This window comes from Candidatus Caccoplasma merdavium, assembly GCA_018715595.1.
In the GTDB taxonomy this organism is placed as follows: domain Bacteria; phylum Bacteroidota; class Bacteroidia; order Bacteroidales; family UBA11471; genus Caccoplasma; species Caccoplasma merdavium.
Genome location: DVLI01000007.1, coordinates 37,267 through 57,274 on the forward strand (window position 1 = coordinate 37,267; position 20,008 = coordinate 57,274).

General features: G+C 53.6%; 14 protein-coding genes, 1 tRNA gene and 1 CRISPR repeat array. Of the genes, 9 read left to right on the plus strand and 6 right to left on the minus strand.

All coding sequences use genetic code 11. The annotated features are described in order from the left end of the window. Window positions 1–131: 131 nt before the first annotated feature. Both recO and IAD09_01825 read left to right on the plus strand, forming a co-directional pair. The gene (gene recO, locus IAD09_01820) at window positions 132–857 is read left to right on the plus strand and encodes a DNA repair protein RecO (protein ID HIT80971.1); all 726 of its coding nucleotides are present in this window, start codon (window positions 132–134) and stop codon (window positions 855–857) included. A 167-nt stretch (window positions 858–1,024) separates the two neighbouring features. Beyond that, window positions 1,025–1,096 (plus strand) — tRNA-Arg (locus IAD09_01825). 188 nt (window positions 1,097–1,284) lie between these two features. Then, a CRISPR array of direct repeats spans window positions 1,285–2,636; the repeat unit is 47 nt; unit sequence GTTGTAAATTGCTTTCAAAATTGTATCTTTGTTCTACCGAATACAGC. A 108-nt stretch (window positions 2,637–2,744) separates the two neighbouring features. On the opposite strand, the gene cas2 is transcribed toward IAD09_01825, so the two are convergent. From cas2 to cas9, 3 genes are read right to left on the minus strand one after another with little or no spacing between them, the layout of a single operon-like run. Next, complete coding sequence (gene cas2, locus IAD09_01830; GenBank protein ID HIT80972.1) at window positions 2,745–3,050, minus strand: CRISPR-associated endonuclease Cas2; 306 nt, start codon at window positions 3,048–3,050, stop codon at window positions 2,745–2,747. Between the two features lie 35 nt (window positions 3,051–3,085). Further along, the gene (cas1, locus tag IAD09_01835) at window positions 3,086–4,015 is read right to left on the minus strand and encodes a type II CRISPR-associated endonuclease Cas1 (GenBank protein HIT80973.1); all 930 of its coding nucleotides are present in this window, start codon (window positions 4,013–4,015) and stop codon (window positions 3,086–3,088) included. Continuing rightward, window positions 4,012–7,431: a type II CRISPR RNA-guided endonuclease Cas9 gene (cas9, locus tag IAD09_01840; protein HIT80974.1), complete on the minus strand. Its 3,420-nt coding sequence runs from the start codon at window positions 7,429–7,431 to the stop codon at window positions 4,012–4,014. Before cas9 ends, cas1 begins: the two co-directional genes overlap by 4 nt. Window positions 7,432–7,704: 273 nt before the next feature. Between cas9 and IAD09_01845 the strand changes: the two genes are divergently transcribed. Then, complete coding sequence (locus IAD09_01845) at window positions 7,705–10,218, plus strand: hypothetical protein (protein HIT80975.1); 2,514 nt, start codon at window positions 7,705–7,707, stop codon at window positions 10,216–10,218. Between the two features lie 84 nt (window positions 10,219–10,302). Continuing rightward, window positions 10,303–10,917, plus strand: a complete 615-nt coding sequence (locus IAD09_01850) for an epoxyqueuosine reductase QueH (GenBank protein HIT80976.1) — start codon at window positions 10,303–10,305, stop codon at window positions 10,915–10,917. A 164-nt stretch (window positions 10,918–11,081) separates the two neighbouring features. Here the strand turns inward: IAD09_01850 and eno are convergent, their stop codons facing one another. Both eno and pckA read right to left on the minus strand, forming a co-directional pair. Beyond that, entirely contained in the window at window positions 11,082–12,359 is a 1,278-nt protein-coding gene (gene eno, locus IAD09_01855; GenBank protein ID HIT80977.1) for a phosphopyruvate hydratase, read from the minus strand. A gap of 172 nt (window positions 12,360–12,531) precedes the next feature. Further along, window positions 12,532–14,133, minus strand: coding sequence for a phosphoenolpyruvate carboxykinase (ATP) (pckA, locus tag IAD09_01860; protein HIT80978.1), 1,602 nt, complete (start codon window positions 14,131–14,133; stop codon window positions 12,532–12,534). Between the two features lie 297 nt (window positions 14,134–14,430). Between pckA and IAD09_01865 the strand changes: the two genes are divergently transcribed. From IAD09_01865 to IAD09_01880, 4 genes are all read left to right on the plus strand, one after another. Beyond that, window positions 14,431–15,432 (plus strand): prenyltransferase, encoded by a 1,002-nt coding sequence (locus IAD09_01865; GenBank protein HIT80979.1) that lies wholly within the window; start codon window positions 14,431–14,433, stop codon window positions 15,430–15,432. 2 nt (window positions 15,433–15,434) lie between these two features. Further along, the gene (locus tag IAD09_01870) at window positions 15,435–16,331 is read left to right on the plus strand and encodes a radical SAM protein (GenBank protein HIT80980.1); all 897 of its coding nucleotides are present in this window, start codon (window positions 15,435–15,437) and stop codon (window positions 16,329–16,331) included. Window positions 16,332–16,487: 156 nt separating this feature from the next. Then, window positions 16,488–17,624 (plus strand): N-acetyltransferase, encoded by a 1,137-nt coding sequence (locus tag IAD09_01875; GenBank protein HIT80981.1) that lies wholly within the window; start codon window positions 16,488–16,490, stop codon window positions 17,622–17,624. Window positions 17,625–17,641: 17 nt separating this feature from the next. After that, a complete protein-coding gene (locus IAD09_01880) occupies window positions 17,642–18,277 on the plus strand; it encodes a trimeric intracellular cation channel family protein (protein ID HIT80982.1) in 636 nt (211 codons plus the stop codon). 70 nt (window positions 18,278–18,347) lie between these two features. Here the strand turns inward: IAD09_01880 and IAD09_01885 are convergent, their stop codons facing one another. After that, entirely contained in the window at window positions 18,348–18,989 is a 642-nt protein-coding gene (locus IAD09_01885) for an HAD family phosphatase (GenBank protein HIT80983.1), read from the minus strand. Between the two features lie 401 nt (window positions 18,990–19,390). On the opposite strand from IAD09_01885, the gene IAD09_01890 reads away from it, so the two are divergent. Continuing rightward, a complete protein-coding gene (locus IAD09_01890) occupies window positions 19,391–19,963 on the plus strand; it encodes a manganese efflux pump (GenBank protein HIT80984.1) in 573 nt (190 codons plus the stop codon). Window positions 19,964–20,008: the final 45 nt, after the last annotated feature.

Sequence of the window (20,008 nt, forward strand, 5' to 3'; positions counted from 1 at the left end):
GAGGGTTTCCGAAAATGCGAGTGCAAATATAGAGCTGTTTTTTGAATTGGCAAAATATTTGGAGAAAAAATTGCCTTTCTCCTTTTTTTGTCCCAAATTTGTGTCTTCTAACGGCACTTTTTTACGCCAATATGCAAGTAAAAACCCGGGGTATCGTGTTGCACACGGTCGCCTACAACGACAAGATGTCGATCGTGCAGGTCTATACCGCGCAGTTCGGGCGCGCCGCTTATCTTTTGCCCCAGTCGCACGGCCGGCGGTCGCGGGCCCTGCGCCCTCTTTTCGCCCCATTCTCTTATCTCGAAATCGACTCCGAGGCGCGTCCCGGCCAGGATATATTCCGTTTGCGCGACGTGCGTCCCGTCGAGGTGTGGAACCACATCTACGGCGACCCGGTGAAGACGGCCGTGGCTTTGTTCCTCTCCGAGGTGCTCACCCGCCTGTTTCGGGAGCCCGAGGCCAATCCTCCGTTTTTCGACTTCCTCACCCAGTCGATACGTCTCTTCGACTTGATGGAAGAGGGGAAGGCCAATTTCCACCTTTGGTTCCTGCTCCGCCTTTCGGGCTTTTTGGGTTTCCTGCCCAACACCGAGCAATATGCCGAAGGGGCTTTTTTCGACATGCTCGACGGCGTTTTCGTCACCCGGGCTCCTGCGCACCCCCATTTCCTGCTGCCCGACGAGGCTTCGGCGTTTGCCCGGCTCATGCGCATGAACACGCACAACATGAGCCTCTTCCGTTTCTCGCGCGACGAGCGGCGTGCCGTGCTCCAACACATCATCGACTACTACCGCCTGCACCAGCCCGACCTGCCCGAGATACGTTCGCTCGAAGTCATGCAGCAGCTCTTCGACTGATGCCGGCCCGCTGTCCATCGGTCGCGCGGGGCCCACACGCCCCTTCTCGTGCCGGAGTCGCCTCCGCCGTGTCGGCCTTTTCCCTGCGTTTCGCCGTGAGCAAGTCGGCCGGCCGAAATTTGGAAAAGTATGTCAAAAGTCCTACCTTTGTCGCATGAATCGCTTCTGCTCTTGTAGTTCAACGGATAGAACGGAAGTTTCCTAAACTTTAAATCCGGGTTCGATTCCCGGCGAGAGTACTCCCTTGCCTGCCGATGCGGCGTGTCGGCAGGCAATTTTATTGTCTGCGCGGGCGCATCACTTCTTGATATAATCGTTCATACTCCTTAAAGCAGGGGTGTTGAAATGTGTCGACCATGCAATAAAGACTTCGTATCATTGTTCTACAGAATGCAGCATCAATAGGGTGAGAATCACGCCGGAAGAAGTTGTAAATTGCTTTCAAATTTATATCTTTGTTCTACCGAATACAGCAGACTTTGCATCAGCCTTTAATGATTCAGGTTGTAAATTGCTTTCAAAATTGTATCTTTGTTCTACCGAATACAGCACAATAAGGCGCGGAAGTCGTACACGCTTAGTTGTAAATTGCTTTCAAAATTGTATCTTTGTTCTACCGAATACAGCCGCCGGGGTGCTCAAAGGCTATACCCTGCAGTTGTAAATTGCTTTCAAAATTGTATCTTTGTTCTACCGAATACAGCCGGTGATAGTTTCTTTATTCGTCGTATGTCGTTGTAAATTGCTTTCAAAATTGTATCTTTGTTCTACCGAATACAGCTCATGGCTCTACCACCTCTACGACGAGAAGTTGTAAATTGCTTTCAAAATTGTATCTTTGTTCTACCGAATACAGCTTCGTTGTAAGGGATGCAATATCTGTTTAAGTTGTAAATTGCTTTCAAAATTGTATCTTTGTTCTACCGAATACAGCTTCCGAAGTTTTCCGAGTTGGCAAATTTGCGTTGTAAATTGCTTTCAAAATTGTATCTTTGTTCTACCGAATACAGCAAGTGAACGAATCGATGAGACTGTCTTTACGTTGTAAATTGCTTTCAAAATTGTATCTTTGTTCTACCGAATACAGCGAATTGTAAAAGCTTGCGCTTATGTGAAAGTTGTAAATTGCTTTCAAAATTGTATCTTTGTTCTACCGAATACAGCCGGAGGAAGGTGGCGAGCGCACCTCCCGTGTTGTAAATTGCTTTCAAAATTGTATCTTTGTTCTACCGAATACAGCACAGCCATTGGAAAGACGAACAGGCTCTGCGTTGTAAATTGCTTTCAAAATTGTATCTTTGTTCTACCGAATACAGCGTTGATAACGCTCGAAGCAATACGGAGTATGTTGTAAATTGCTTTCAAAATTGTATCTTTGTTCTACCGAATACAGCTAGTACATATTACGAAGTGCCTGGGCACGCGTTGTAAATTGCTTTCAAAATTGTATCTTTGTTCTACCGAATACAGCGGTGGCAGTTCTGGTTCTGCTTCGTCAGGTGTTGTAAATTGCTTTCAAAATTGTATCTTTGTTCTACCGAATACAGCAAACGTTGACGTTGTTGAGCGGCAGAGTTAGTTGTAAATTGCTTTCAAAATTGTATCTTTGTTCTACCGAATACAGCGAAGACATACTTATCAGCATCTTCAATTTTGTTGTAAATTGCTTTCAAAATTGTATCTTTGTTCTACCGAATACAGCTTATTCAGGATAATAATGGTAATTACGGAAGTTGTAAATTGCTTTCAAAATTGTATCTTTGTTCTACCGAATACAGCTCGATGTGTGTAGTGCGCTATTTCCCAGCTGTTTACGGGGAGATTTAGAAAAGAAAAAGTATTCGATAAAAAGGCACCTTCCTTGCAAGGAAGGTGCCTTTTTGGTTTTCAGAAAAGTTCGAGTTGTTGCCCCGGGGCGTTGGGGGGAATGATTTTTCGGGCTGAGAATATCTCCATCATGCCAAACTGTTTGTCGGTAATGCACAATATGCCCACCTCGCCTTGTGGTGGGAGAAACATTTTTACCCGTTTTATATGCACCTCGGCATTTTCACGGCTGGGGCAGTGGCGCACATAAATGGAGAACTGAAACATGGTGAAGCCGTCGCGCAGAAGTTTCTTGCGGAAGTCGGCGTAGGCTTTCCGCTCTTTCTTGGTATCGGTCGGCAGGTCAAAAAACACAAGTACCCACATGATACGGTATTCGCTGAAACGGTCGAGTTCTCGGTTCACATTTCGGGGTAGATGATTTTACGGCATTCGCCCGAGAAGCATTTGTAGAGCGATGCGGTTGTTTGGGCTACGGCAATCATGAGCGGACTGCGTTGCCCGCCAATGGTTACTTCGGTGGTGGGCAACGTGAGCAACCGGGTTTTGGTCGCGGTCGACAGGGTGTTGATTTCTGTCCGTTCGTCGAGCAGTCGGCATATTGCGTCGTCGACATAGGGGCGGTAAGGCTCCATGATGTCGTCGGCCAGGCAGTAGGCGTTGTAGCGGTTGTGGTGATGAATGCCCAGGGTGGGCAACAGCCCGCTGCCTACCAGCGACCGGGCCACGACGGCGCGCAGTATGGCATATCCGTAATTGAGCAGGTTGTTGGGCGGCACTCCGTCGCGCTTGCGTCGGAAGGCGGGTATCTGCGGGAACAGGTTGGCCCAGTAATAGACGGCGGCACGGGCTTCGAGGTTGTCGGCATCACCGCTGCGCACCTCGGTAACCCATCGCAGCATGTTGCGGTTTTCGACGCCGCGGCGGTGCAGGAGTGCGGCCTGATTGGCGATTTTGGCTTGTATGGTCTGTTGCCACAACTGCTTGCGCAGGGGGATTGAAGCCTCTATCTGGTCGCGGAAGCGTTCGCTCTGAGTGGCATTGCCACACAGTGGGAGCATGAGGCCGGTGGGCAAGTGGCTGTCGTCGCAGGTGATGAGGGCGCAGTTGTTGTCGAGCAGGGCGGCGAGCAGGGCTTGGGTGATGGTGATGTGCCGGTGGTCGAGCAGCACCACCCCGATGTCTTCTACGGGAATGGTGCGCTCGGCATGTTGTTTCCAGGCTGAGGGTATCGAGTCGTTTTTCTCGACCTCGGGCAGGCGCAGCACCAGTTGGCCGTTTTGGAGGCTCAGGTAGGCCGGGTTTCCAAAGTAGAGGGTCTTCTTTATCATGCTTCGTCGATTTCGCCGATGGCGGAGATGCGCACTTTGTGGGGATTCTGCGTATATAAAGCACGTATACTTCGTATACGTATTAATTTTCCCATTTGTTGAGACAATTTTTTGTTCCCATCCCCATTGTATTTATCGTCGACAGAGGTTTCGATATGAAGGCGAAAATTGTAATCGTTTGTTGCAATATTTTGTACCCGGTAGAGGTAGCGGCTCAGCAGGGCATGGTCACGGTTTTCCATGGCGTCGGCATAGAGATCGTCGGGCATACCGAGTATAAACATTTCGTTTTGTTGCATCGAGAGTTGCAGTTGCCAGGTGGCGTCGGGCAGCTGTTGCATGAACTCCTCCGACAGCCCGTCGGGCAGTGAATCCCACACGGCATCGGGGTGTTCGATGACGACAGGCAGCCGATGTATCTTGCGCTCGACAGCGTGCCAGAAGGTAACGACATGCTCGTGCAGGTTGCCGTCGCGGTCGGCATAGATGGCGATGTGGTGGTTGTTGCCCGGCTTGACGAAACCGATGGCCTCTCCCGACGCATTGTATCGTACCGGGGCGACGGCTTTGAGGCCGGTAAAGCAGCGCACGGTGCGGATAGGAAATCCGTTGGCCGTGTAGACGGGGGTGGCGAAGGCTTTCTTGGCGTTGCCTCCATACTCGTCGAGTCGTTGTTGCAGGAGCCGCCGTATGCCGGCGTCGACCACGCTGCCCACCGTTTTGGCGTCGATGCCTTCGACGGGATATTTAAAGACGTATTCTTCGCGGAAGGAGACCTTCCCTTTTTTGTTTTTGGTGTATTGTGATATTTTCCCGTAGATGCTTTGTTCGCTCAGGGCTCCGCGGGGCACGACGATGCCTTCTTGGACCAAGATGCGCCGGCCTCCGCGGTAGATGTAGCGTTTCCCGGGGGTAGCTACCCGTTTGCCGGCTTTGAACGAGACGAGTATTTTCGCGACGGCGGCAGAGACTTCGGCATGGGAGAAGTGGGGTTGTTGCTGTATGTAGCGTTCGAGCGACAGGTTCTCGTCTTTGTGAGAGGCAAGGGTGTTGATGCGTTGTATGTATCCCTGGCGGGTGCAGGCCACGGCCAGGGCGTCGATGGCGTGGTGCCGGTGGTCGAGCCGCTTGGTCCAATCTTTGATGCACTCCGTAGGGCGGTTGTTGATGGTGCGCATTTCGGTAAGGTTACCGGCGCGGTATCGCTCTATGTTGAGGTCGTGCAAGACGGTGTCCCACCCCCATACCCGACGCAGGAAGGCGGTTACCGAGCCGCTGGTGGCATAGGCATGGTGGCATATCTCGTGCAGCATGGCAAGGGCCTTGCGCGAAATGTATTGGCTCTCGCGCATCTGTCGGTTGAGAAAGTCTTGCGGAATTTCCGCTTCGGGCATGAGTAGATACTTGTATTTATCTTTGGAGATCTCCTGTTTTTCAAGCATCTCTTTTATGCGCGAAAGATAGTCTTGGAACTGGTTGTCGGGCAGACTGCTCATGTAGTCGTAGGCGGTGCGGTTGTTTTTCACCTGGTTGCAGGCACGGCAGGCGCACACTTTGTTGTTGAAACTGTCGTCGAAGTAGAGCGAGCGGGGAATGATGTGTTCGACCTCGGTGTCGTAGCCCGACAGAAAGGCTTTCAGGCTGATGTCTTTACCGCAGTAGATGCATCGGTGATGGCTCTCCTCGTATAGCTGGTATTTCTGTATGCCGGCACGAGTGGGGGTTACTCCCTCCTCGATGATTCGCTGTGCGGCTTTTTCGTTCTCTTTTTGGCGATTCAGAATGTTTTTGTAAGTTTTTTCCCGTTTTTCCCGGCTCTGTTGCAGTTCCCGAGCCAGCTCTACGCGTATCTCGTCGAAAGGCCCGTATCGGTCGACGAGGGCATTGACGACGTTGACCATCTGGTTGAGAATTTTCTCGACGATGGGCTGTCGCAGTTCGCCTTTGGCCAGAGGGGTCAGATGCGTTGCTAACTCCCGGGTCAGGTTCTCTTCGCGGGTGAGCGACTGGCTGTGATTGTAGCCGGCCATGAAACAGGCATCGGAGTAGACATAGCCTTGCCGCAGGTAGGGCAGTATGCGCCGCATGGCGATGCTCGACAGGTTGCCGTAGCCGGCTTTGGTGAAATCGAGTTTTATCAGTTCTCCGCGTATGGCGGCGTCGTCGATGTGAAATTTCTTTTCCAAGATGCGGTCGAGGGTATCGATGTCGCTCACCGAGTAGAGCGTGTGCCAAAGCTGGTACAGGGGCTCTTGCTCGAAGGCCGGGTCGACGACGAGTTGCGAGGCTATTTCGCCGGTGTCGGGGTCGGCCATCTCTACCGTGCGGATATGCAGGTCGAAGCGCAGCAATGCTTCGGCATCGGGGTGGGATTTTAGAATCTTTTGCAGGGCGACAACCGTGGTGTTGCCTTGCAGGCCGGCCTTCATCGACTCGCCGGCCCACCAGCCGTCGCGTTTGGTGATGCCCAGTATCTTTTGCAGGTCGGTGAGTTTCAACTTCTCGTTGTTGTTCATGTGCGAGAAGAGGGCTTGTCGCTGTGCCGGGGTTATTTCCAGGGTTTCCCGTCCGCGTTGCAGGGTGAGGTGGTTGATGCTCTCCCATATCTTGCAGATCTGGAAGAGCGGCGAACTTTTAGGGGCGACTTTTACCGGTCGGGATTTTGTCGAGCCGTCGGGCAATGTATAGACCATCTGTGCCAGGGTGCATTTGCCCACCAGGTGCTTGCACGATTTCAGGGGACGCTGGTAATAGATGATGCGGTTGCGCAGGTTGTCGATGTGCTCGTCGGTGAGCGTGTCGTGGTAGCGGCGCTGGCAGGCCATGATGCGGTCAAACTCTTCGATGTAGGCTTGTCGGGGATAGACCCTGTCTTTGCAGCGATAAGTGGGGTCGGCTTTCAGTTCGGCGTGGAATTTCTGTCCGATGGTGAGGCCGCACTCCTGCAACTCTTTGTAGCGGTCGCTCACGGCCGAGAGATATGCCGAACTTTTTTTGTCCTGAAAATCGGCCTTCCCCGATTTGTATCCGCGCTTTTGGTTGAGGTGGTAGAGCACCCTCCCCAATTCGGGGAGGCTTATCTCTTCGGTTGCCGCTTTGGCCCGTAGAGCCCACAGCTCCTGTTGAGGCAGCTTTATGAGTGTTTCGTCGGGTGTCATGCCCAACTGGTGAAGATATTGAGTGAGGGCCTTCCGGCGCAACTGATGGCGGTCGTATCCCTTCCTTTGGGTGCGGTTTGCCGTTCGGTCGGCATTCTTGGTAATGCTTTTCCCTTGGGTAAATTGGGTGGCGTCGTCGACCGACAGGGGTATGATGCGGGAGCCTAATCCCAAAATGACACGGTTGTTTTCGTCTTCTTTGATAACGGCCCACCCGATACTGCCTGAGCCAAGATCCAGTCCTAATATGTTTTTCATGGTTTATTGATAAATATTCTTCTCAAATATACGAAGAATAGCATAAAATGCAAAATACTGGTGCTGTTTGTTTGGAAATATAAATTAATATACCTATATTTGAAAACAATTTTGAAGCAATTCACAATAAGGATTATTCCGTTGTGAAAACATTCTGAGTGGGGGCGCTGCTTGCAGTGTCCCTCGCTTTTTATTATTAATATTTTATAAATTCGAGGAGTTTAGGTGTAAAATGTAAAATTTTTTTCTTTTCTTTAAGAAAAATGTTTGCCTATGAATTTTCGGCGTTTTTCTTGGATTCTGACGTTACTTGTTATTTCGTCCTTGTCGGCTTCGGCACAGTCGGCTTTCCCCGACAGTGTGCTGTCGGCCATGGCCCGACTGGTCGAGGCGTATAATCACTTCGGTCGCTATAATGTGCAGGAGAAGGTCTATCTGCACTTCGACAACACGGGTTATTTTCTCGGTGAGACCATGTGGTTCAAGGCTTATGTGGTGGCGGCGCCCCAGTTGCGTCCTACCGAGATGAGCCGGGTGCTCTATGTCGAGCTGCTGACCCCCGAAGGGCGCGTTGTCGAGACCAAGAAGCTGAAAATTGTCGATGGCAAGTGCCACGGTGAGTTCCTGCTCGCCGGGTCGACGCTCATCGGCGGATTCTATGAGGTGCGGGCCTATACACGGGCCATGCTCAACTGGGAAGGTACGGTATTTTCGCGGGTCTTTCCCGTTTTTGACCGTCCGGAGACAGACGGCGAGTATAACCACAGAATCACCCAGTATGCCCGTTCGTTCAGGCTTCCCAACTATCGTGCGAAGCAGTCCGGCATGGACGACCTCAACCTCTCGTTCTACCCCGAGGGAGGCGTGCTGGTAGAGGGGCTGCCCTCGGTGGTTGCCTTCAAGGCGACCGACAAGCTGGGGCGGGGCGTGGCTCTCTCGGGCGGCGTTTACGACAGCAATGACCGTGTGCTGACGACGTTTACCACGCAACACAACGGCATGGGACGTTTTGTCGTCACTCCCGGCAACGAGCCCTGTAAAGTGAAGATTTCCGATGGCCGTTCGCAGAAACAGTTTACCTTGCCGGCGGCCAAGCCCCAAGGATATACGATGACGGTCGATAACCTGAATGGCGAAGAGATGTCGCTCACCCTGCGCCGCAGTGCCGCGGTCGAGGGGGAGTTTGTGGGACTGATGGTGGCTTGCCGCGGACTGGCGCATGCGTTTGAGCTGGTCGACATGCGGCGCGACACGCTCGTGTCGCTCGCGCTCCCGAAGGCGAATTTCCAGCCCGGGGTACAACAAATCACCCTTTTCACCTCGCAGGGCGAAGTCCTGGCCGAGCGGCTGGCCTTCCACCGGGGCGACCGGCAAATCGTCATTACGGTCGATTCGCTGAAACCTCTTTATGCGCCGATGGAGCGCGTGAACCTCGGTTTTACGATGTGCGATGAGCGGGGCAATCCCGTCGAGGGCGACTTCTCCCTGTCGGTGCGCGATTATGCCACCGAGGTGCCCACCTATTACCAGAGCCAGGTGGTGAGCAATCTCCTGTTGGAGTCGGACCTCAAAGGCTACATCGAAGACATTCCCTACTATTTCGAGGCCGACGACCGCCGCCACCGCGAAGACCTCGACCTGCTCATGCTGGTGCAGGGCTGGCGCCGCTACGAGTGGCGCCAGCAGGCCGGAGTGGAACCTTTCGAGCCTGAGCATTTTGTCGAGGAGGGTATCGTGGTCAAGGGAAATGTATATGATTACCACCTTTTCGGGGCAAAAGCCAAAGCCGGTGTAGAGGTATCGGTGTGGATCTATTCGCCCGTAACCAGTCGGCATGGAAAAGCCTTTACCGATGAGGACGGCGGATTTGTTTTCCTCTCCGACAGCGATATATGGGAAAGCAGTAACCTGGTGCTGCAAACCCAAATAACAAATCGTCGGGGCAAGAAAAAGAACAAACCCTATGGCATAGAGCTCGACCGGAGTTTCTCGCCTCCCGCCTTGGCCTATCCGCCGCTGATGACGACGCTGCCCGATACGGTGATGAACCCGCTCGAAGAGATTCAGGTGAGATCCTTCCCTGTCGATACCGTCGACAATAGCGACCTTGATGATGATGCTATCGTGTATCAACTCTCCGAGGTCGACGTGAATGCCTTGCGTGTGCGGGGGCTTGACCGTCGCGCGTCTGTCGAATATGTCGTTGCCGAGGAAGAAGACAAACTCATCGACTCGCAGGTGCGCCACTATACCGATGATTTCCCGGCTTTCCTCGAACAGATAAATCCGTTTTTCACCATTTCGTATGAATGGTCCAAAGACGGCTACACGGCAACTCCCCAGTATTGGTACAAAGGCAAAAGAGCCTACTTCGCTTTTTATCAGTACGGGAGTGACGGATATTATTATTTCGATAAGGATTATTGGGACTTGGACAAGATTTCGCTCGATGACGTGAAGAAGATGGAAATTGTCGAGCATGCCACAAACGTGGCGATTCGTCTGTATGCCTATCCGCCCCAAGAGCGCAAGAACTATAAAAAAGGGTATCGGGCCACGACGTTGCAGGGATACTCCGTCCCGAAAGAATTTTTCCATGTCGATTACGGTGTGGGTGTTTTGCCCGACGAGAGCGACTTCCGCCGCACCCTTTATTGGGACCCTGACGTGAAGACCGACTCGACGGGCCGTGCCTGGGTATCGTTCTACAACAACAGTTCCGAGACCCGTCTGAGAATCTCGGCCGAGACCCTTTCGTCCGACGGCGTGCCCGGCTGCTGCGAGTGAGCGATGGCCCCATGGCGCCGCTTCTGTGGACAGTAGTTCTGCTTTTCAATGACAACCGAGCAAAGAAATGATTACTTTTGCGGCATGAAACCTGTGATTCATCTCGAAGTGCCGGGCGATGCCCGGGAGGTGCTGCTGCACTGCTGTTGCGCGCCGTGTTCGTCGGCGATTGTCGAGTGCCTGCTCGACAACGGGGTGCGCCCCACCCTCTTTTTCTGCAACCCCAATATTTATCCGCGCGAGGAGTATGAGCGGCGCAAGACCGAGTGCATACGTCATGCCCGGCGGCTGGGGCTCGATTTTGTCGACGACGACTACGACCACGACGGCTGGGTGGCCGAGATGTGCGGTCTCGAAGGGGAACCCGAGCGGGGAGCCCGCTGTCTGCGTTGTTTTACCACCCGTCTGCGTCGGGCGGCCCGATATGCGGCCGACCACGGGTTCGCGCTCTTTACGACGACCCTGGCTTCGTCGCGCTGGAAAGACCTGAACCAAATCAACATGGCCGGCCGCGTGGTGGCCGGCGAGGTGCCGGGCGTCGTGTTCTGGGAGCAGAACTGGCGCCGGGGCGGTTTGCAGGAGCGGCGTCGCGAGTTGATTGCCGCCTATGACTTCTACAATCAGACCTATTGCGGCTGCGAATACAGCATGCGCAGCGCGGCGGAGCATCACCCGACAATCTCACCCGACAAGAAGTAATCTCTCCCGTTTTATTACAATAAGAAGATGAGCCGAAATAGGAATTTTTCGGCTCTTCTTCTTATTGTGTGGAAGGAATGTCGGGAGGGTTGCGGCCGGGGAGGTCTCAAATTCGGGACCGCCGCGACCCCTGTCTCCTGTGCGGAGGCACGCCGTTCCCGCTTTTACAACCGACGGTATCCGTAGGTGGCATTGCCTTGCAACTCTTCTTCGATGCGCAGCAGGCGGTTGTACTTGGCCAGCCGGTAGGTGCGCGAGAGCGAACCGGTTTTTATCTGTCCTGCGTTGGTGGCGACGGCGATGTCGGCGATGGTGGTGTCTTCGGTCTCGCCCGAGCGGTGAGAGATGACCGCGTTGTAGCCGTTGCGCTGTGCCATCTCCACGGCGCGCAAGGTCTCGGTGAGCGTGCCTATCTGGTTTACCTTCACGAGAATGGCGTTGCCGCAATGCTCGCGTATGCCGCGTTCGAGATAGGTGACGTTGGTGACAAACAGGTCGTCGCCCACCAGTTGGCAGCGGTCGCCGATGAGGCCGGTGAGGAGTTGCCAGCCTTTCCAGTCGTTCTCGCTCATGCCATCTTCGATGGAGTCGATGGGGTAGTGTGAGATGAGCGTGTGCAGGTATTCGGCCTGTTCTTGCGGGGTGCGTTTGGCGCCCTTCTTGCCTTCGAAGCGCGTGTAGTCGTAGAGCCCGTCGTGGTAAAATTCTGTTGCGGCACAGTCGAGGGCCAACTTCATGTCGGTGCCGGGGCGGTATCCTGCACGCTCTATGGCGTCCAGGATTGTTTCGATGGCATCTTCGGTACTCCGGAATGCCGGGGCGAATCCGCCTTCATCGCCTACGGCCGTGCTCAGACCGCGGTCGTGGAGCGTCGATTTCAGCGCGTGGAAGGTCTCGGCTCCCATGCGCACCCCCTCGCGCAAGGTCGGGGCTCCGACCGGCCTTATCATAAACTCCTGAAAGGCGATGGGGGCGTCGGAGTGGGAGCCCCCGTTGACGATGTTCATCATGGGTACCGGCAGCACATGGCTGTCGATGCCTCCGATGTAGGCATAGAGCGGACGTCCGCAGGCTGCGGCTGCGGCACGGGCTGTGGCCAGTGAAACGCCCAATATGGCGTTGGCACCCAGTCGCGATTTGTTGGGGGTGCCGTCGAGCTCGACCATGCGCTGGTCGATACCCATTTGGTCGAAGAGGCAACACCCTTCGAGGGCATCGGCAATCTCTCCGTTGACGTTGGCCACGGCCTGTTCCACCCCTTTCCCTCCGTAACGGCGGTTGTCTCCGTCGCGCAGTTCGAGGGCTTCGTTGCTGCCGGTCGAAGCTCCTGAGGGCACCGATGCACGCCCCATCACCCCATTTTCGCCATACACCTCGACCTCGACGGTCGGGTTTCCCCGGGAATCGAGTATTTCCCGGCTCTTGATTTTTTGGATTTTCATGACATAAAAAATTTATCGCTTACCGATATAACAGTCGGCGCCCCCGAATGTTTGTTCCCGGCAGTGAAGTTGAGGGGTGTTGTGCCCTTTGGCGACCGAGCTTTCTCCTCTTGGCAGAAATAAAAAGGGCTGTGCTTTGTAGCACAGCCCTTGGTATGGGGAATCTCTTTTATCAGAGTTTCGGGCCGGCAGCCACGAGAGCTTTTCCGGCTTCGTTTCCGGTGAATTTGGCGAAGTTCTTGATGAAGCGTCCGGCCAAATCCTGAGCTTTAACGTCCCAATCCGATGCGTTGGCATAGGTGTCGCGCGGGTCGAGGATTTTGGGGTCAACACCCGGCAACTCGGTGGGTACGGTGAAGTCGAAGTAGGGAATCGTTTTGGTCGGAGCCTTTTCGATGGAACCGTCGAGGATAGCGTCGATGATACCGCGGGTGTCGCGAATCGAGATACGTTTTCCGGTACCGTTCCAGCCGGTGTTCACGAGGTAAGCCTTGGCACCGGTCATGTTCATCTTCTTCACGAGTTCTTCGGCATATTTGGTGGGGTGCAGCGAAAGGAAGGCGGCACCGAAGCAAGCCGAGAAGGTGGGGGTAGGCTCGGTGATACCACGCTCGGTACCGGCCAGTTTGGCGGTGAAGCCCGAGAGGAAGTAGTATTGAGCTTGTTCGGGAGTCAGAATCGAAACGGGGGGCAGTACGCCGAAGGCATCGGCCGAGAGGAAGATGACTTGTTTGGCGTGCGGGCCTTTCGATACGGGCTTAACGATGTTTTCGATGTGGTAGATGGGGTAGGAAACGCGGGTGTTCTCGGTTACGCTCTTGTCGGCGAAATCGATTTTGCCGTTGGCATCGACCGTAACGTTTTCGAGGAGGGCGTCACGTTTGATGGCGTTGTAGATATCGGGCTCGCTCTCTTTGTCGAGGTTGATGACCTTGGCATAGCAACCGCCTTCGTAGTTGAACACGCCTTCGTTGTCCCAGCCGTGCTCGTCGTCGCCGATGAGTTTACGTTTGGGGTCGGTCGAAAGAGTGGTTTTACCGGTTCCCGAGAGACCGAAGAAGATGGCCGAGCTCTTCTCTTCCATGTCGGTGTTGGCCGAGCAGTGCATCGAGGCGATGCCGCGCAGGGGGTTGAAGTAGTTCATCATCGAGAACATGCCTTTCTTCATTTCGCCGCCGTACCAGGTGTTGAGGATTACCTGCTCTTTGGTGGTGAGGTTGAAGACAACGGCGGTCTCGGAGTTGAGGCCGAGTTCTTTATAGTTCTCTACTTTGGCTTTCGATGCGTTGTAAACAACGAAATCGGGCTCGAAGTTTTCCAACTCTTCTTTGGCGGGACGGATAAACATGTTGGTCACGAAGTGAGCCTGCCATGCTACTTCCATGATGAAGCGCACTTTCAGGCGGGTAGCTTCGTTGGCGCCGCAATAGCAGTCTACCACATAGAGTTTTTTGTTGGAGAGTTCTTTTACGGCGAGTTCTTTCAGGGTAGCCCAAGCCTTTTCGGTAACGGGTTTGTTGTCGTTTTTGTATTCGTCAGACGTCCACCAAACGGTATTTTTGCTGGTTTCGTCCATAACGAGGAATTTGTCTTTGGGCGAACGTCCGGTGTAGATACCGGTCATTACGTTTACTGCGCCCAGTTCGGTAACCTGTCCTTTTTCATAACCTTCAAGACCCGGTTTGGTCTCTTCGGCGAAAAGTTCGTCATACGAAGGGTTGTGGATAATCTCTTTTACACCTTCAATTCCATACTTTGTTAAGTCCAATTTCATTGCTGTTAAAATTAATTTGACCTATGAAAATTTTAAATTCGATTTCTTTCTTCTAAATCGACTACAAAGGTAATCTATTTTCCAATACGGAATCGTCATATTAAGGAAATTTTTCTCTAATCAAGGATATTTTTTGTTTTTGTTGTCGCGAATTGCTCTCTTTACCTGCCAAAATCCGCCTCCTTTCGGGGGGCGACAATCGCCTGTCGCGTCTCCTTGCCCGAGGCGGGCTGTGTGAAACTTTGTGAGTCGATGGTGGGGATACGATACTTTTTTTGTACATTCGCCCCCCCCCTTATGAACAAAGTCGCTTTCTGGATAAAAAACGCGCGGCACATCTCCTTGCCGCAGAGTCTCCTGCCTGCACTTTTGGCCGTGAGTATGTCGTGGACCCATGAGTCGTTTTCGTGGGGGCTCTCCTGTGTCGCTTTATTTGGTGTGATATGCGTGCACCTGGGCATGAATCTTCTCGACGATTATTTCGATTACCGGGAGGGGAGCGGGGAAAAACGTCTCCGATTGGCGGCCGACGGTGTACGGGCCCGGGTGGCGAAGTACCCCTATCTTACCTTGGGGCTGGCTTCGGTGAGGGAACTCGTGGGAGCCATTGCCGTATTCTTCGCTTGTGCTGTTGCCGCGGGAGTGGTCATCGTGGCCATGCGGGGCGAAACGCCCCTTGTCATTGCTTTGATTGCGGTGGTTTTGGGCATCTCTTATTCGGGAAAGCCTTTACAGTTGGGCTATTACGGATATGGCGAATTGCTCATCGGGCTCATCTTTGGCCCGCTCCTCATGGCCGGCATGCAATGTGCCGCATGTGGTGTCGTCGATGTCGAGCTCGTGTTGGTAGGTGTGGCCGTGGGCTTTTTGGTGACCAATATCCTCTATTCGCATTCGGTGCTCGACCTGCAAGCCGATACCCGCATGGGAAAGACGACCTTGGCCGCGTTGTTGAAGACCCCCCGGGCTCGCCGGGTCGCATCGGCGGTCTTCAACTTCTTTCCCTTTGTGCTGGTGCTGGCCGGCGTGGCGGCGGGCGTCCTGCCGTGGGCATACCTTTGCGTCCTTCTCCTGTTGCCGATGGCCGTTACCCTGTGGCGCTCGATTTGCCGTTTCACGGCCGGCCGTCACGACGCTCTGCGACTGCGCTGGTGGTATGGTCCTATGGGGCGTTTCGATGCCTATCGTGCAGCCGGCATCGACTGGTTTATGTACCGCTGGCTGATGGCTCGTAACCTGATTTCTTTTTTCGCGTTGCTTCTGTTGCTTGCAAATGTAATTCTTCAAATAACCGCTTGATGATGAAACTCTCGCAGATGTTCTATTTGGCCCGGTGGTTTTTCGGCGCCAGGTTCTTGGGCCGGAAACGGCCGTTGCAAACCGTGCTTTTCATTACCGACCGTTGCAACCTGGCGTGCAAGCACTGCTCGGTCTATGCCCGTTCCAATCCGCACACCATGTCCTATGAGGAAGTGCGTCGCGAATTGGAATATGCCTACGGTTTGGGTTCCCGTTTTGTCGACTTCGAGGGGGGCGAGGTGATGTTGTGGCGCGATGGCGATTATCGCATCAACGACCTTCTCGACCTGGCCCGTGAGGTGGGCTTTTTCTCGGCCACGATTACCACCAATGCCCAGTTGCCTTTCTCCGGTGTGCGGGCCGACAGCATTTGGGTGAGTCTCGACGGGTATGGCAAGTATCACGAGACGATACGCGGCGAGGGCACTTTTGCCCGTCTCGAAAAAAATATTGCGGCCTGCGGTCACCCGCATCTGAGCGTGAACATGGTGGTGAACAAGTACAACTGGGAGTCGGTTGCCGACACGATACGCTATGTCAAGGAGAATCCCGCCATAGAGAGCATCTCCATCAATTTCTATACCCCTTTCCCCGACGCCGAGAATCTCATGATTACGCAGGCACAGCGCGAGGCCGTCATCGACACCGTCATCGCCATGAAGCGGCAGGGTTATCCTGTCATGAACTCGGTCTCGGGCCTGCGGCTAATGAAGCACAACCGCTTCAAGCGGCGTTGCTGGGTGACCAACTTTATCTATGCCGACCATCGACGTGCGAACTGTGCCGGCGAAGAACTCGGCATTTGCGACGATTGCGGGCTCTGCATGGCCGGCGAGATGAACGCCGTCTTCAACCTGCGTCCCGATACGGTCTTGGCCGGTCTCAAACTTCGCTTGTGACCCGAGGAAGGGCGTCTGCTTGATTCAGGAAATCGAGGCTTGGACGTCCGGCATCTGGCGCTTTGTACTTTGGCCTTCACTTTTTAAATTTTATTAGGTTTTTTGACATTATGTTTGCTTTTTTTGCTATTTTTGCCAGCCTAAAATAATGTATGCATGGAACCCATAACGATTCGTGAAATAACGGGACGTCGCGCCCTGAAAAAATATGTGCAGTTCAATATCGACCTCTATAAAAACAATCCCTACAAGGTTCCACCGTTGATTGTCGATGAACTCGATACTTTTACACCGGCCAAGAATCCGGCCTATGATTTTTGCGAAGCGGTGCATTACATGGCCTATGAAGGAAAGAAACCGGTGGGTCGCATAACGGGTATCATCAATCACAACCTCAATAAGAAGACCGGAAAGTCCGAAGCCCGTTTCGGCTTTGTCGATTTTGTCGACGATGCCCGTGTGAGCGATGCCCTTTTCGATGCCGTGGAGGCGTGGGCGCGCGGCAAAGGCATGAATCGGCTGGTGGGCCCGCTGGGATTTACCGACATGGACCCCGAAGGGCTGCTCGTCGAGGGATATGACCAGTTGGGTACCATGGTGACCATCTACAACTATCCCTACTATGTCGACCACATCGAGCGCCGCGGTTTCACCCCCGAATGCGAATGGGTGGAGTTCAAGCTCACGGTTCCCCCTACCATGTCGGAAAAGCATGCCCGCATTGCCGAAATCGTGCGCCAGAAATATCATCTGCGCAGCATCATCAAGGAATATACCAATATCCATAAGTTGGCCCGTGATTATGGCCGCCAGATTTTCGAGCTCATCAACGAGGCTTACAAGAACCTGTATGGTTACTCGACGCTCACGCCCCGGCAAATCGAGCACTATGTGAAGATGTATATCCCGATTGTGAGCCTTAAACACCTCTCGCTCATCGTCAACGAGAAAGACGAGTTGATAGGTGTGGGCATTGCCATGCCCTCGATGAGTCGGGCATTGCAGAAAGCCAAAGGCCGCTTGTTCCCCTTCGGATTTATCCATCTGCTCAAAGCCATGAAAGGGAAGAACGACATTGTCGATTTGCTCTTGGTGGCCATACACCCCAACTATCAGAACCTGGGAGCCAATGCCCTGCTCTTCGACGATATTCTGCCCAACTTTATCAAGGACGGCTTCAAATATGCCGAGAGTAATCCCGAAATTGTCACCAACAACAAGGTGCAACAACAGTGGCAATATTTTGAGCAGCAGCAGCACAAGCGCCGCCGTGCTTATGCCAAGGATATTTAGCGGCCTGCCCTATGTTGATGCCTACATTCGTACAGATTCTCGATTTTATCGGGACATTTGCCTTTGCCATCAGTGGCATACGGTTGGCCTCGGCCAAGCGGTTCGACTGGTTTGGCGCTTATGTCGTGGGGTTTGTCACGGCCATTGGCGGCGGTACGATACGCGACCTGTTGCTCGATGTTACACCGGCGTGGATGGAGAATCCCATGTATCTCATCTGTACGGCATTGGCGTTGGTGTGGGTCATTGTCTTTGAAAAACGGCTGGTGCGTCTCGACATCACGTTCTTTATTTTCGATACCATCGGTTTGGCCCTCTTCACGGTGGTCGGCGTGGGCAAGAGCCTCACGGCCGGGTACCCGTTTTGGGTGGCGATTATCATGGGCAGCATCACCGGTGCTGCCGGAGGTGTGTTGCGCGACGTGTTTATCAATGAAATCCCGCTGATTTTCCGAAAGGAAATTTATGCCATGGCCTGTGTCGTGGGCGGGGTGTTTTACTGGTTCTTCGACCTGTTGGGCATGGAGCCGTACATCTGCCAGATTGTGGGCGGTGTCGGGGTCTTTGTCACCCGCATTCTCGCGGTGAAGTACCAGATATGTCTTCCTGTCCTCTCGGGCGAAACCGGCGGCGAAGACAGAAAGGAAAACTGACTCTCGTCACCCTCTCCCTCTGTCCCGACACCCTTGCCGGATCGGGCCCAAGGCCGCATCTTCCCCTTTTTTATTCCGACGTTTTTGCGCGGTCGGCATCGAGTCGTGTAGCCAAATTCGCACGCCAGTCGCTCCCGTTTGCCGGGCAGAAGGTCTGGAACCCCAATTCTTCCCCTCGCGCTATGTTCGACGCGCCGTCGTCGACAAAGAGCGCCTCTTCGGGACGCAGTCCTTCGGCTGTGATGAGGTGCTTGAAGATTTCGGGAGCCGGTTTGGTGTACCCTATTTGGTAGGAGAGGTAGAGGCGGTCGGCGTAGTCGGTGAGCGATTTTCCCGAGGGAGAGAAGTCGGCGCTGCAAGCCCAAGACATCACATAGGGGTTGGTGTTGCTCAGGATAAGTATGCGATACCGCTTTTTCAGTGTTTCGAGATAATCGAGAATGGCGGTCGGCACCTCGACAAAAAATCCCAGCCAAGCGCTCTTGACCTCTTCAAACGTCAGTTCCCGGCCGCAGAGACGACCCAGTTCGGCCCGGAAACCGGCCTCATCGAGCTTGCCCTCTTCCAGTTCCTGAAAGATGCCCGACTGGTGGTACTTGTCGAGTCGAGTGTCGGCGTCGGTGAGTCCCAAGCGGGCAAAGGCCGCTACGGCATTTTCGCGGCTGAGGGTGGCGATGACGCCACCGAAATCGAAAATAAGAGTTTTTATCATACGGCGTGTGGAGGGGTTCTGAAATTGTACTTGTCGAAAAACGGTTTTTACCCGGCAAAGATACGTCCGATTTTTTGTTTATGTCACGGCCGGCCCGTTTTCTTCGGCCGAATGCCTTTCTTGTGCCTCCATTCCCGACGCAATCGGGGACCCAAGCCCCCCCTTTATGATGTCTCGGCTCCCGCGAATTTTTTATCTTTATCGCGGACATTCCCTTTTTCCCGGCGTGGGAAAGAGCATATCGGGCACGAGTAATATAGCCTTGACCCGATAATCTCTCCCGCCAAAAGTTGCAGGCAAGACCTCTATCGCTTACCTTTGTACGGGCAATCCTGCGATACTATACCCTTTGTGCGGAAGTCCTTGTCGGGTTGTCGTTTATTTTTTTTGAACACTACATTATGACAGAAATAGAAATTTGGGCGTTGGCCGTAGGGCTGGCGATGGATTGTTTTGTCGTGTCGATTACGAGCGGAATCATTTGGGGAAAACTCCGATGGAAACCCATGTTGACGATGGCTTTCTTTTTCGGTCTGTTTCAAGCCCTCAATCCCTTTCTCGGCTGGTTGGGAACCCGTTATTTCCGTCACTTGATAGAGAGTGTCGACCACTGGATAGCCTTCGGGATACTGGCTTTCCTGGGCATACGCATGATTGTCGAGTCGTTCAAGGCCGAAGACGAAAAGCATTTCGACCCCGCCAGCCTCAAAGTGATACTCATGATGGCCGTCGCCACCAGCATCGACGCCTTGGCCGTGGGCATATCGTTTGTGTGCGTGGGCATGAGCGACTGGCGCGACCTGCCCTATCCGTTGGGCGTCATCGGGCTGGTGTCGTTTCTGATGTCGCTCGTGGGCGTTTCACTTGGCGTGAAGTGCGGCAGTTATGCCCGGAAAATCCATGCCGACCTGCTCGGCGGCATCATACTCTTCGCCATCGGACTCAAAGTCCTCATCGAGCACCTCTCGGCCTGATTGTCGTCCGTTTGTGTGAGTGGAAGAGTTATTCTTCCCCCGAGA

Coding starts and splice junctions, on each gene's coding strand:
- IAD09_01890 (HIT80984.1), top strand. CDS start 19,391: ATGACAGAAATAGAAATTTGGGCGTTGGCCGTAGGGCTGGCGATGGAT.
- IAD09_01880 (HIT80982.1), top strand. CDS start 17,642: ATGCCTACATTCGTACAGATTCTCGATTTTATCGGGACATTTGCCTTT.
- cas1 (HIT80973.1), bottom strand. CDS start 4,015: ATGATAAAGAAGACCCTCTACTTTGGAAACCCGGCCTACCTGAGCCTC.
- recO (HIT80971.1), top strand. CDS start 132: ATGCAAGTAAAAACCCGGGGTATCGTGTTGCACACGGTCGCCTACAAC.
- IAD09_01870 (HIT80980.1), top strand. CDS start 15,435: ATGAAACTCTCGCAGATGTTCTATTTGGCCCGGTGGTTTTTCGGCGCC.
- IAD09_01875 (HIT80981.1), top strand. CDS start 16,488: ATGGAACCCATAACGATTCGTGAAATAACGGGACGTCGCGCCCTGAAA.
- cas9 (HIT80974.1), bottom strand. CDS start 7,431: ATGAAAAACATATTAGGACTGGATCTTGGCTCAGGCAGTATCGGGTGG.
- eno (HIT80977.1), bottom strand. CDS start 12,359: ATGAAAATCCAAAAAATCAAGAGCCGGGAAATACTCGATTCCCGGGGA.
- pckA (HIT80978.1), bottom strand. CDS start 14,133: ATGAAATTGGACTTAACAAAGTATGGAATTGAAGGTGTAAAAGAGATT.
- cas2 (HIT80972.1), bottom strand. CDS start 3,050: ATGTGGGTACTTGTGTTTTTTGACCTGCCGACCGATACCAAGAAAGAG.
- IAD09_01865 (HIT80979.1), top strand. CDS start 14,431: ATGAACAAAGTCGCTTTCTGGATAAAAAACGCGCGGCACATCTCCTTG.
- IAD09_01850 (HIT80976.1), top strand. CDS start 10,303: ATGAAACCTGTGATTCATCTCGAAGTGCCGGGCGATGCCCGGGAGGTG.
- IAD09_01845 (HIT80975.1), top strand. CDS start 7,705: ATGAATTTTCGGCGTTTTTCTTGGATTCTGACGTTACTTGTTATTTCG.
- IAD09_01885 (HIT80983.1), bottom strand. CDS start 18,989: ATGATAAAAACTCTTATTTTCGATTTCGGTGGCGTCATCGCCACCCTC.